Origin of the sequence: Gillisia xinjiangensis, assembly GCF_046298265.1 — a bacterium.
GTDB lineage: Bacteria > Bacteroidota > Bacteroidia > Flavobacteriales > Flavobacteriaceae > Gillisia > Gillisia xinjiangensis.
Window position 1 is genome coordinate 214,666 of record NZ_JBKAHK010000004.1, and the last position, 12,648, is coordinate 227,313.

Sequence of the window (12,648 nt, forward strand, 5' to 3'; positions counted from 1 at the left end):
TTTTTTAAACATTTTTAATTGGATTCCACAGTTAATTCCTGACCTATGGAAATTTCCGTTCCTCTTAAATTATTATTTCTCTGCAGCACTTCTACTGTCGTATTATAGCGTTTAGCAATTGAATATAAAGTATCTCCTTTCCTCACATAGTGCGTAGTTCCACCCTTTTGAGCAATGGAAGACTTTCTTGTTATTTCCCCAAGGACTTCCGCGTCATAATTATATAACTCATACCGTTCTATCAAACTAATCAGCTTTGCGGGATACAACCTGTCTGTAGCATATCCGGCAGCTCTCAAACCTTTTGCCCAACCCTGGTAATCATCCTCATCCAGTTCAAATAATTTTGCATAACGCAATCGCTCGCTTAAAAACAAGGAATGATCGCGGTAGGAAAATTTTGGATCACTGTATTTTCTAAAACATTCCTGGGAAAGATCGTCATCGTGGTACACTTTATCGCCTTCCCAGTCATGACATTTTATTCCAAAATGGTTATTTGCCCTCCTTGTAAGGTCTCCCCTTCCGGCACCCGATTCCAGAATCCCTTGTGCAAGGGTAATACTGGCTGGTATTTTATAAAGTCTCATTTCTTCCTGTGCGATTACTGAAAATTCTGATATATAATCCTCAACCACATCGGCATAGCGTTTTTGAGGAAGCTCCGTTCTTTCTCCTAAGGAAACTTCTGAAGCAGCCTGTTTTTCTTCGGTTTTACCGGAAACAGCCTTTTTCTTACTTCCGCAGGAAGCAGCAAAAACCAGGATTACTATCAGTATTAAATAGCGACTAAATTTCATTCCTAACATCGATTAAGGGCAGATTTTTCTTTGATAATACCTTGTTCATTCCGGCAATACCTTGCAATCCTCCCGTATGAATGGCTAAAATACGGGAATTTTCAGGAAATGCAGACCGTTCCATCATATCAAAAATACCAAAAATCATCTTTCCGGTGTAAACCGGATCCAGTGCTATGTTGGTTTTTTGTTGAAATTCATTTATAAATGTGATCAATTCTGAAGAAATTTTAGCATAACCGCCAAAATGGTAATCCTTAATGAGCTCCCAGTTGGTTTTCGAGGTAAATCCGGAAATATCAGATCTTAAAAAATCTCCCTTTAATGCGGGGAACCCAAGGACTTTCTGAGAAGCTTCTGCGGAATCAATTATCCCTGAGATTGTTCCACCGGTGCCTACGGAACAGCAAATAAAGTCGAAATCTTTGTCGGATTCTGAAAGAATCTCTTGGCAACCTTTTATCGCTAAAGCGTTGGTCCCGCCTTCCGGAAGCAGGTAAAATTCACCTAATTGATGTTTTAAATTCTCTATATAATACGCTTGATCCTTCTGCCTGTATTCATCCCTTGAAACAAACCACAGCTCCATTCCCTGGCTCGCTGCAAATCTTAAGGTTGGATTTTCCCTAAGGGTGCTTTCCAAATTTTTCCCTAATTCCTCTCCTCTTATGATCCCAATGGTTTTAAATCCCGTAATTTTTCCGGCAGCAGCTACCGCCGAAATATGATTTGAAAAGGCTCCGCCAAAAGTGAGTAACAATCGCTTTTTCTGATTTTTGGCTTCCTGTAAATTATATTTTAATTTTCTGAATTTATTCCCTGAAACTTCAGGATGCAGAAGATCTTCCCTTTTTAAGAAAAGCGAACTATTGGAACTTTCAAATTTCCAGATTAGTTCATTTGGAGAATTTTTTAAACTAAAATTCAGTGGTTCCCTCATGCTGCAAAGATTCAAAAAAACCAGCCGGATTAAGAAACCCCCGATGCCTAATTTTCTTTATTTTTAAAATTTAGGTAACCTAAAAAATTCCAACGCTTTCTCGAAATACGATAATTTAAATTACTTTCATTAGTATAAGCTTCCCGCTCAAATGAGATATTGCGATATGCCCGGTGAAAATCTTTCGTTTGAAAATATCTGATACTAAATTCTGCGACATACCATATGTAAAAAGGAATAATGAATAATTCCAGTTGCTGGTGCAGGTGAATTCGCTCATGATTTAGGAAAACCGGATCGCTGGAGTCTTCTCTCTTCCTTATAATCACAAATGGCCAAAGGCTGATGCCCCTGAATTTTTTACTGAGTAAATATTTGTTTACGATCAGGATCACAGTTTCAAAGTAAGAATTTGTAATTTTGCAGCATGAGTTTTTACAATAAAAAAATCGATCTGGAAGAAGGAGATTATTATCTGACTCCAGAGGGATATAAATGTTTCACCGAACAATACCACTTGAAGCGAGGCCATTGCTGTCAAAGCGGATGCAGGCATTGTCCTTACGGTTTCGATAAAAAAACAGGGACTCTTAAATAGGTTTTTTATGTGACCCCTAAGATTTCAATAATTTAAAATTATTGCCGGGCATCCTCTTAAGTTCATTCCCATCTTTGTCCAACGGCATTAGAAAAAGCTCCCCGACCTTAAAATTTTGAAAATCCACTTTTTCGCCTTCAAGTAGTATATTATTCCCATCAACTTCCCAGCTAAATTTACCTTCAGAAATAAAATCCTGACTTTCTTTTTCAGGAATTCCTAAATAGCGAAGCTTCAGTTGATATGTTTGGTCTTTACGGAGAATGAGACGGGTATCTATCCCCTCACAATCTGCGCAGGGAAGCACTCCGGAATAAGACCCTTCCCAATCCAGGGAATTTTCAGAAGTATGGCCATCTTTGATTTCCGATATCTTTTCAGAAGCAATGTCCGATTCAGTTTTAGCGGTATTTTCAATTGTTTCTGCAGCTTCTTTTTCATCTTTACATGAAAGAATGCAAAACAACATCAAAATATACAGGATTGATTTTATCATTTTATTGGAGTTTTTAATTTATAAAACAAGGTCTAAATATATGAAAGTTCTTAATTTTATGGTACTTTAAAAAGGATCTAACCAAAACATAATTAATGAATTTTAAAGAACAGCTTTCACAGGGAATTCCTGAAGAATTACCAAGCATAAGACCATACGACACTTCTGTTAACCACGCTCCTAAACGGAAGGATATTCTCAATAAAGAGGATAAAATCCTTGCCCTAAAAAATGCGCTTCGGTATTTTGATCCAAAACATCATTCTGTGCTCCTTCCGGAATTTAGAAATGAACTGGAAACCTACGGAAGAATCTATATGTACCGTTTTATGCCCGAATATAAGATCTATGCCCGGCCGGTAGAAGAATATCCAGGGAGGTGTCTTCAGGCAAAAGCAATTATGCTTATGATCCAGAATAACCTGGATCCCGATGTTGCCCAACATCCGGAGGAATTGATCACTTATGGTGGGAACGGAGCAGTATTTCAAAACTGGGCGCAGTATTTACTGGTGATGAAATATCTTTCAGAAATGGAAAATGACCAAACCCTGGTAATCTATTCCGGCCATCCTATGGGGCTTTTTCCTTCACATACCAATGCTCCCCGGGTTGTGGTTACCAATGGGATGATGATCCCGAATTACTCAAAACCTGACGACTGGGAAAAATTCAATGCGCTTGGGGTTACCCAATATGGACAGATGACAGCCGGAAGCTATATGTATATAGGACCGCAAGGGATTGTTCATGGGACAACCATTACAGTTTTAAACGCATTAAGGAAAATCTCCAAAAAACAGGAAGACGGTGCACTTTTTGTCACTTCCGGACTTGGGGGAATGAGCGGAGCACAACCAAAAGCCGGAAATATTGCCGGATGCATTACCGTTTGTGCCGAAGTAAACCCAAAAGCGGTAAACACAAGAAATAGTCAGGGCTGGGTAGATGAAGTTTTCACAGATCTGGATCCTCTTACGCAAAGGGTTAAAATTGCCAAAACAAATAAGGAATCGGTTTCCCTGGCCTATCAGGGGAATATCGTTGAAATATGGGAACATTTTGATAAGGAAGATATTTATATAGATTTGGGCAGTGACCAAACCTCCCTACATAATCCCTGGGCAGGCGGATATTACCCTGCGGGAATGAGTTTTGAGGAATCCAATGAAATGATGGCGAAAAACCCGGATAAATTTAAAGAGAAAGTACAGGAAAGCCTTCGTAGACAAACCGAGGCAATAAATAAGCATTCCAAAAAAGGAACCTATTTCTTTGATTATGGAAATGCCTTTTTATTGGAGGCTTCCAGGGCCGGAGCTAAAATCTTTAAAGATAAAGACGGGGAATTTGTAAGCTCCAGGGAAGTAGATGAAAACAATACCAATTGGGCATACCCTTCCTATGTACAGGATATTATGGGGCCAATGTGTTTTGATTATGGTTTTGGCCCTTTTAGATGGGTTTGCGCTTCGGGCTTGGAGGAAGACCTCGATAAAACCGATGCTATTGCCGCCGGGGTTTTAGAAAAACTCAAAGAAAATGCACCGGCCGAGATCCAGTCCCAGCTTCAGGATAATATCCACTGGATAAAAACTGCTAAACACAACAAGCTCGTCGTAGGTTCCAAAGCCAGGATCTTATATGCGGATGCTGTAGGAAGAATTGAAATCGCAAAAGCCTTTAACGACGCTATAGCTGAAGGCGCTTTTTCTGGTCCCGTGATCCTTGGAAGAGATCATCATGATGTTTCGGGAACCGATTCTCCTTACAGAGAAACCTCTAATATTTATGATGGCTCCCAATTCACAGCCGATATGGCGATACAAAATGTTATTGGAGACAGCTTCCGCGGAGCTACCTGGGTGAGCATTCATAATGGCGGTGGAGTTGGCTGGGGAGAGGTTATAAACGGGGGATTCGGTATGGTTCTTGATGGTTCAAAAGAGTCTGAAGATAAATTGCGTTCCATGTTATTTTGGGATGTGACCAATGGGCTGGCAAGACGTTCCTGGGCCCGAAATAAAGAGGCTATTTTCTCTGTGAATCGTGCAATGGAAATCGAAAAGAAGCTTAAAATCACAATGCCCAATATTGTTGAAGATTCTTTATTTTTAGATTAGACTTTAAACCTAAAATATATATCTATGAAAATCTTTAAAATCACTTCCGTGCTTCTTCTGCTATCAGTTGTAATGACTTCCTGCAGCACTGTTCAGGTTGCATCCGATTATGATCAGAATGCCGATTTCAGCAAATACAAATCCTTTGCATTCTTCAAACCGGGAATTGACAAGGCAGAAATTTCTGATTTGGATAAAAAAAGGATTCTCCGCGCTATCGAAAGCGAAATGATGGCCAAAGGTTTTGTGAAATCTGAAGATCCAGATCTTTTAGTAAGTATTTTTACCAAAACAAACGAGAATATCAATATTTATCAAAACAACATGTATGGTTATTACGGTTGGGGATGGAACCCCTGGTATTGGGGAACCGGAAGAAATACAGTTAGCACCACAAGTGAAGGAACTTTATATCTTGACCTAATTGATGCAGAAGAAAAAGAACTTGTATGGCAGGGAATGGGAACTGCAGCCCTTGCAAAAGATGTAAACCGTAAACAGGAGCGTATTAATGAGATTGTAAGTAAAATATTAGAAAAATATCCTCCGGAAGCAAAAAGATAAGAATTTTTAAAGCCTCCTTCGGGAGGTTTTTTTATGTTCAAAGACTTCGCAAAATCGGATTCCACAGATTTTAAAGAATTCCCTTCCTGTTTTGTATCTTTATGAATCGGATAAGACTTTTTAATTATGTTAGAAAATATAGAATCAAATGAAATTTTAGACAGGCTCCCGGCCCATTTACAACAATTCATTAAACCGCAAAATTACGACGATTACAACGCCATCAATCAGGCAGTTTGGCGTTATGTAATGCGCAAAAATGTGGAGTATTTGAGTCAGGTGGCACATAAGTCTTATTTGGAAGGTCTAAACCAAACAGGAATTTCTATTGACAGCATTCCCAATATGTATGGGATGAACCGCATTTTGAAAGAAATTGGCTGGGCAGCAGTCGCGGTTGACGGCTTTATTCCCCCGGCGGCATTTATGGAGTTTCAGGCTTATAATGTATTGGTGATAGCAAGTGACATCAGACAATTGGATCATATTGAATATACGCCCGCCCCTGATATTATACACGAAGGAGCGGGACACGCTCCTATTATCGCCAACCCTGAATATGCCGAATATCTGCGGAGATTTGGAGAAATAGGCTGCAAAGCAATTTCCAGCGCAAGAGATTATGAGATGTATGAAGCCATCAGACATTTGTCTATCATAAAGGAGGCTGAAGATACACCTGAAGAAGATATCAGCAAAGCTGAAGAAAAAGTTGAATTTCTTCAGAATAATATGGGAGAACAAAGCGAAATGGCTCAAATAAGAAATCTCCACTGGTGGACGGTGGAATATGGCTTGATTGGAACTCTTGAAGATCCAAAGATCTATGGAGCCGGCTTACTGTCTTCTATAGGTGAAAGCGCGTGGTGTATGACAGATAAAGTCAGAAAAATCCCGTATACTCTGGCGGCATCAAAACAGGATTTTGATATTACAAAACCACAACCCCAATTATATGTTACTCCGGATTTCGCACATTTGAGCCTGGTCCTGGAAGAATTTGCCAATACAATGGCCTTGAGAACCGGTGGATTGGAAGGACTTCAAAAACTAGTTAATTCAAAAAATCTCGGGACTATAGAGCTGAGTACCGGAATACAAATATCCGGGGATTTCTCAAGAGTACTGGTAGATCAAGGTCAACCTGTTTATTTTCAAACCAAAGGAAAAACTGCACTTTCTTCGCGGGAAAAAGAGCTTGTAGGGCACGGCACACATAATCATCCCGATGGTTTTGGTTCTCCTCTTGGGAAGCTTAAAGGGATCAACCTTGCAATTGAAGATATGAGTCCGCGTGATTTACGAGCCTATGACATTTACGAAGGAGAGCATATCACTTTCGAATTCGAAGGGGGTGTGACAGTAAAAGGAGAGATAATTACCGGAAGCCGGAACCTGCAGGGAAAAATAATTTTGATAAGTCTTAAAAACTGCACGGTACAGTACCAGGACGAAATTTTATTTAAACCCGAATGGGGTAATTATGATATGGCAATTGGGAAATCTATTATTTCAGCATTTGCTGGACCTGCAGATCCTAAATCCTTTGATTTGATCACTCATACGCCTTCAAGCACAACCATTAAAAGCAAGAAAACTGCTGAAAAGGAAGAATTGGAATCATTATATCAATCGGTTAGAAATATCAGAAATGGAGAAAATACAAGGTTCTCCCTGCAAGCTGCTTTCGATATTGCAAAAAAACACCACCCAAAAGACTGGCTGCTTGCAGTAGAAATCTATGAATTGGTAACAGACAGGGATCCGAAATTTGCAGACGAGATAAAGGAACACCTGAAAATGGTAAAAGTTTCACGGCCCAAAATAGCCCATTTGATAGATGGCGGGATTGAAATGATAGAATCCAAATCTCTTATCCATTAAAGCTTTTTGAAAGGATTTATTTTAAAGACTGAACTATTTTTAAATCTGTCTAAAATTTTAAAACGTCCATAGCGTCCGGGCTTGTGATCTCATTTCCGTTATATTCCAGTGTCCAACCCATGGAATTTGTAAGGATATAAATTTTTTGAAGCTCGCTTATCAATCGGTTTTTCGCATTGGATTTTAAAGAGGATTGTTCAATCTTACCCATCAACGATTTTTTAATACGTTCCTGAATTTTATTATAATCTTTGGCCTCAAACTGGTTTAAATAATCCTGGGTAACATCGTAATACTGAATATTAGGATTAATGGAGATCTCCTCCTCAGGAATATAAGTAATGGTTACAGTTTTGGTCTCTGGATTAACCCGTGTTTGGAGTTTACTTAAATCGTATGCCACAGTAACATCGGCATTAACGATGATAAGGGCCTTTTTTCTTGCTGAAAAAACATCCAGATAAAACTTTTTAGAGTCATTATAGGAAAACACCTGGGCGAAATTACCTTCCGTAACCACCAGCTTTCCCACATTTTTTATCTGTTTCTGGATGAGGTCTGTACTTTCCTCAAGCCTATCCCTTTGTATACTTTTATTCTCAAAATACTTCCAGGCAAAAAAGATCACTAAGCCCAAAAGAACAACAGGAAGAAGCTTCCGCATAGTTCAAATTTTCAACAAAGATACAAATTCAAATAACAGGCGGAAGTTTAAAAGAAATTGAAGAAAACCTTAAATACAAAACGCACAAATGGACGGCCCCACCCGTCCATTTGTCTTTTTTTTTCTAAAATCTACCCCAACAAATTTTAGAAACTTCGTTATGACTTTTAATCAAATACAACGAATTGAGTTTGCTTAGAGTTTCATAACAAGACTAAATGTACAAAAAAAATCTTCAATTCCAGGGGGATTTTTATATTTTTTACATAATACTTAATTGTATATTTGACAGTTATTATTAATATAACATAATTATTATGCTAAAATTTAATCAATAATTCAATTCAATAGTTAATTATCTATAATATTAAAAGTGCAAATAAATTCAATATTAACAAGGAATTCGCAGTGAAATTCATCTAATTGATTCCTTTATAAAAATTTTATTTATTTTATGAGCTACTTATCAACAATTTGTTAATAATTTCAAATTCAGTCGTAATTAAATATTGAAAATAAAATATGATTAATGAGATTTTTCCATACTCATTAATTATAAATATCTGACCTTTAAATATTTGTAAAAAAAAATTAAACCTTGATTTTCTTGGTTTTTAAGGAGAGAGAAAAAAGCAAAATGGACGGCTATCCCGTCCATTTTGCTTCTTAATTACCCCAAAGCTACCCCCATAGCTTTATGGGATATTAAAAAGATTCTAAGTTTAAACTTGTAACCCAAAAATAAATCAAATCAAGGAAATTCATTAACCCAAAAAACCTTAAATCACTACAAATCAGTAAATCATAATCAATCACTAAAAAAATACCCTGGATTCATTTAAAATCATCAGGCTTATAAATTGGTCGTAATCAAAAACCTCGATGCAAGTATAAGAAGTATGAGGCCGAAAAAACTTTTAAAAATTCGAGATAAACCCTCAATGAGGGATTAAAAATTCAAGTGTGGATATATTTTTTGAAGCTGGTCAATCTTATTTTCAAGAGATTTTTGAAATTTTATATGAGCTTGAGAGTCGCTGTTAAAGGCCCTGTGCTTCAGGCTTTTTTGAATGGATTCAATTTGTTTTAAAAGAGGAAGGCTTTCGGGGGAAATTTGGGAATCAACAAATTTCTGCCATATATATTCAATAGCAGTTTCATTGGGATGTAACATATCCTCGCCATAGAATCTGTAATCCCTTAAATCGTCCATCATTAATTCATAGGCCGGAAAATAACTTAACAAATCAATTTTATCCTGTTCGTCCATTACTTTATGTAAAGCCGCAATCAGATGTGCTTTGCTGCGCTGGTTTTGAACCACGCCATCCTTAAGGTGCCGTACGGGTGAAATTGTGAATACGATTCCTGCCTTAGCGTTTAAACTCTTAATTGCCGAAATCGTTGATTTTAAGTGATCGTAAATCTGCTCCACTCCTGTGATCTCCTTTGAAAAATTTTTCTGCGGAAGCTTATGACAGTTTGCTACGGTTTCATCAGAATTTAGATTTCTATAAACCCAGGAAGTTCCAAGAGTTATAATCACATGCGTAGATTCCTGAAGGAACTTTCGCGTCTCCGTAATGCCTCTTTTGAGAGTTTTCAGTAAAGCTAATTCATCCGGATCGCTAAGGGCCGAATGCGCATCAAAACAATGCCAGCGTTCATTATGGAAAAAGATATCCTCAGCAGTGTATTCCTTTTCATTCACCGCATTGGTGATAAATTTTTCGATCGCTGCCGGATGAAATAATATTCCGAAAGGATTTTGACGATTTTGAAATTTATAATAATCCAGTTTAGCGCCAATGTTTTCCACAAAACAAGATCCCGTCAAAAAGATCCTGGAAGTATGATCTATTTTAGGTTCCTGAGATTCTATGGAAAACTGGGTTCTAAACTGCATTTTAATTTAAATCGAAAAAATTATTCTACGAAAGATTTTGCCTTATCTAAAGCTTCCTGGATTCCGGCTGGATTTTTTCCGCCAGCCGTGGCAAAAAATGGCTGACCGCCACCACCTCCCTGAATGTATTTCCCAAGATCTTTTACCACTTTTCCTGCATTTAATCCTTTTTCCACAACAAGTTCTTTAGAAATATAGCAGGAAAGCACGGCTTTACCATCTTGTTCTGAAGCCAGTAATAAAAACAGGTTGTTTGCTTTTTCCCCTAACTGAAAAGCAAGATCTTTTATACCTCCGGCGTCGATATCCACTTTTTTAGCAAGAAAAGAAATTCCGTTCACTTCTGTTAATTCCTCCTGCAATTCAGCTTTAAGGTTTTTGGCTTTGTCCCGCATCAAAGATTCTAACTGCTTTTTAAGGTTGGCATTTTCATGCTGTAAAGAACCAATCGCTTTTACGGGATCGCTGGCGTTTTTTAATTCTGCCTTAATCTTATTTAATGTCTCAGTTTGTTCTGTAAAATGTTCTTTTACGGCATCTCCCGTAATCGCCTCAATTCTTCTAATACCAGCTGCAACAGCACCCTCTGAAATAATTTTGAAAAACCAGATATCACCGGTATTTTGAACATGGGTCCCTCCACAAAGTTCCATGGAGTCCCCAAATTTTATCGCTCGCACAGTATCTCCGTATTTTTCTCCAAATAAGGCAATAGCTCCCTGTTCCAGCGCTTCCTGAAAGGCCAAATTTCGTTGTTCTAGAATCGGAAGTTGTTCCCTAATCCTGTCATTCACAAAATCTTCCACTTGTTTTAATTCTTCGGAAGAAAGTTTGCTGAAATGGGAAAAGTCAAATCTTAAATGGTCACTGCTAACCATAGAACCCTTTTGCTCCACATGATCTCCAAGGAACATCCTCAATCCCTGATGCAATAAATGGGTAGCAGAATGATTTGCCTGAGTTTGAAGTCGCTTCATTCTATTAACTCTGGCTTTTAAGATTGCAGAAGTATCTGAAGGTAATTTTTTAGTAAAATGAAGAATCAGGTTGTTTTCCTTTCTGGTATCAAGGATTTTAATCATGTTTCCATCGGGAAGTATAAGAAAACCTTTATCTCCTACTTGTCCTCCCCCTTCGGGATAAAACGGTGTTTTATTAAATACCAACTGATAAAGTTCCCCTTCTTTTTTGCTTTCCACCTTTCGGATTCGGGTGATTTTCACTTCAGTTTCCATTGCATCATACCCAATAAAAGGCACTTCTTCCTCTTTTCCAAGAATTTGCCAATCCCCGGAGATAACAACAGATGCGGCACGGGATCTTACTTTTTGTTTTTGCAATTCAGCATCAAATTCCTTTTCATCAAGATAATACCCACGTTCCCGAAGGATTAGCGCGGTAAGATCTATTGGAAAACCAAACGTATCATATAACTCAAAAGCCTTTTTTCCGGAAACGGTTTTTCCCGGGCTAACTTCTATGATATTATCAAGTAAAACAAGCCCCTGATCCAGCGTTCTTAAAAAGGATTGCTCTTCTTCCCGTATAACATTCTCGCAAAGCGTCTTTTGAGAGATAAGTTCGGGAAACGACTCTCCCATTTGGGAACTTAGAGTTTCTACGAGCTTATAAATAAAAGGTTCTTTGGTGTCCAAAAATGTGAATCCATAACGAATAGCCCGTCGTAAAATTCTTCTTATCACGTATCCAGCCCCGGTATTGCTGGGTAATTGTCCATCGGCGATAGAGAAGGTTACTGCTCTTACATGATCTGCGATTACACGAATTGCAATATCTGTTTTATCACTTTTTCCGTACTGGGAATTGGTTACTTTTTCAATTTCCTGAATGAGCGGCGTAAAAACATCGGTATCGTAATTGGATTTTTTATCCTGTAAAACCATACATAAGCGCTCAAAGCCCATTCCCGTGTCAACATGTCTCGCTGGCAGTTTTTCAAGAGAAGCATCGGCTTTTCTGTTAAATTCTATAAAAACCAGGTTCCATATCTCTACAACCTGGGGATGATCTGCATTTACAAGATCCCTTCCCGGAACCCTGGCTTTTTCAGCGTCCGTTCGTATATCTACGTGGATCTCTGAACTTGGCCCGCAAGGACCCTGATCCCCCATTTCCCAGAAATTATCCTTTTTGTTGCCATAAATTATACGATCCTCCGGAACTATGGCTTTCCAAAGTTCCAGCGCTTCATTATCCATTTCGAGTTTATCATCATCGCTTCCTTCAAAAACCGAAACATATAAAATGCTTTTATCTATCTTGAAAACCTCCGTCAACAACTCCCATGCCCAATGAATGGCTTCTTTCTTAAAATAACCTCCAACGCCATTGATCTCTTTTCCTTCAGGATTACCAAAACTCCAGTTTCCAAGCATTTCGAACATAGTATGGTGATAGGTATCCATTCCCACTTCTTCCAGGTCATTATGTTTTCCGCTTACCCGCAAACATTTTTGGGTATCGGTTGCCCTGGAAAATTTTGGGTCCGTATTTCCTAAAAAATATTCCTTAAATTGGTTCATTCCTGCATTGGTAAACATAAGGCTGGGATCATCCTTGATAACCATGGGTGCAGATGGAACAATTACGTGTGATTTGGATTTAAAAAATTCGAGGTATGTAGATCGTATCTTTTTAGATTTCATATAGCCG

At 38.2% G+C, this 12,648-nt stretch carries 10 protein-coding genes; 4 read left to right on the forward strand and 6 right to left on the reverse strand.

Annotation, left to right across the window (positions count from 1 at the left end):
- Positions 1-14: 14 nt before the first annotated feature.
- The gene (locus tag ACKGJN_RS08455; RefSeq protein WP_409539043.1) at positions 15-800 is read right to left on the reverse strand and encodes a glucosaminidase domain-containing protein; all 786 of its coding nucleotides are present in this window, start codon (positions 798-800) and stop codon (positions 15-17) included.
- A complete protein-coding gene (locus ACKGJN_RS08460) occupies positions 790-1,740 on the reverse strand; it encodes a 1-aminocyclopropane-1-carboxylate deaminase/D-cysteine desulfhydrase (RefSeq protein ID WP_409539045.1) in 951 nt (316 codons plus the stop codon). The genes ACKGJN_RS08455 and ACKGJN_RS08460 overlap by 11 nt, the downstream gene beginning before the upstream one ends.
- 427 nt (positions 1,741-2,167) lie before the next feature.
- Between ACKGJN_RS08460 and ACKGJN_RS08465 the strand changes: the two genes are divergently transcribed.
- Complete coding sequence (locus tag ACKGJN_RS08465) at positions 2,168-2,338, forward strand: DUF5522 domain-containing protein (protein ID WP_409539046.1); 171 nt, start codon at positions 2,168-2,170, stop codon at positions 2,336-2,338.
- A gap of 16 nt (positions 2,339-2,354) precedes the next feature.
- On the opposite strand, the gene ACKGJN_RS08470 is transcribed toward ACKGJN_RS08465, so the two are convergent.
- Positions 2,355-2,834 (reverse strand): copper resistance protein NlpE, encoded by a 480-nt coding sequence (locus ACKGJN_RS08470; RefSeq protein ID WP_409539047.1) that lies wholly within the window; start codon positions 2,832-2,834, stop codon positions 2,355-2,357.
- A 95-nt stretch (positions 2,835-2,929) separates the two neighbouring features.
- Between ACKGJN_RS08470 and ACKGJN_RS08475 the strand changes: the two genes are divergently transcribed.
- From ACKGJN_RS08475 to ACKGJN_RS08485, 3 genes are all read left to right on the forward strand, one after another.
- On the forward strand, positions 2,930-4,957 hold the full coding sequence (locus ACKGJN_RS08475; RefSeq protein ID WP_409539048.1) for a urocanate hydratase: 2,028 nt from the start codon (positions 2,930-2,932) through the stop codon (positions 4,955-4,957).
- Between the two features lie 24 nt (positions 4,958-4,981).
- The gene (locus tag ACKGJN_RS08480; protein WP_409539049.1) at positions 4,982-5,521 is read left to right on the forward strand and encodes a DUF4136 domain-containing protein; all 540 of its coding nucleotides are present in this window, start codon (positions 4,982-4,984) and stop codon (positions 5,519-5,521) included.
- A 126-nt stretch (positions 5,522-5,647) separates the two neighbouring features.
- Entirely contained in the window at positions 5,648-7,405 is a 1,758-nt protein-coding gene (locus tag ACKGJN_RS08485) for an aromatic amino acid hydroxylase (RefSeq protein ID WP_409539051.1), read from the forward strand.
- Between the two features lie 49 nt (positions 7,406-7,454).
- Here the strand turns inward: ACKGJN_RS08485 and ACKGJN_RS08490 are convergent, their stop codons facing one another.
- The 3 genes from ACKGJN_RS08490 to alaS form a co-directional block, all read right to left on the reverse strand.
- Entirely contained in the window at positions 7,455-8,069 is a 615-nt protein-coding gene (locus ACKGJN_RS08490) for a DUF4230 domain-containing protein (RefSeq protein WP_409539052.1), read from the reverse strand.
- 949 nt (positions 8,070-9,018) lie between these two features.
- Entirely contained in the window at positions 9,019-9,975 is a 957-nt protein-coding gene (locus tag ACKGJN_RS08495; RefSeq protein ID WP_409539053.1) for a GSCFA domain-containing protein, read from the reverse strand.
- A gap of 20 nt (positions 9,976-9,995) precedes the next feature.
- A complete protein-coding gene (gene alaS, locus ACKGJN_RS08500) occupies positions 9,996-12,641 on the reverse strand; it encodes an alanine--tRNA ligase (RefSeq protein ID WP_409539055.1) in 2,646 nt (881 codons plus the stop codon).
- Positions 12,642-12,648: the final 7 nt, after the last annotated feature.

Excerpts from the sequence above, each read along its gene's own strand:
- ACKGJN_RS08475 (WP_409539048.1), top strand. The coding sequence starts at position 2,930 with ATGAATTTTAAAGAACAGCTTTCACAGGGAATTCCTGAAGAATTACCA.
- ACKGJN_RS08480 (WP_409539049.1), top strand. The coding sequence starts at position 4,982 with ATGAAAATCTTTAAAATCACTTCCGTGCTTCTTCTGCTATCAGTTGTA.
- ACKGJN_RS08490 (WP_409539052.1), bottom strand. The coding sequence starts at position 8,069 with ATGCGGAAGCTTCTTCCTGTTGTTCTTTTGGGCTTAGTGATCTTTTTT.
- ACKGJN_RS08460 (WP_409539045.1), bottom strand. The coding sequence starts at position 1,740 with ATGAGGGAACCACTGAATTTTAGTTTAAAAAATTCTCCAAATGAACTA.
- ACKGJN_RS08495 (WP_409539053.1), bottom strand. The coding sequence starts at position 9,975 with ATGCAGTTTAGAACCCAGTTTTCCATAGAATCTCAGGAACCTAAAATA.
- ACKGJN_RS08485 (WP_409539051.1), top strand. The coding sequence starts at position 5,648 with ATGTTAGAAAATATAGAATCAAATGAAATTTTAGACAGGCTCCCGGCC.
- ACKGJN_RS08465 (WP_409539046.1), top strand. The coding sequence starts at position 2,168 with ATGAGTTTTTACAATAAAAAAATCGATCTGGAAGAAGGAGATTATTAT.
- ACKGJN_RS08455 (WP_409539043.1), bottom strand. The coding sequence starts at position 800 with ATGAAATTTAGTCGCTATTTAATACTGATAGTAATCCTGGTTTTTGCT.
- ACKGJN_RS08470 (WP_409539047.1), bottom strand. The coding sequence starts at position 2,834 with ATGATAAAATCAATCCTGTATATTTTGATGTTGTTTTGCATTCTTTCA.
- alaS (WP_409539055.1), bottom strand. The coding sequence starts at position 12,641 with ATGAAATCTAAAAAGATACGATCTACATACCTCGAATTTTTTAAATCC.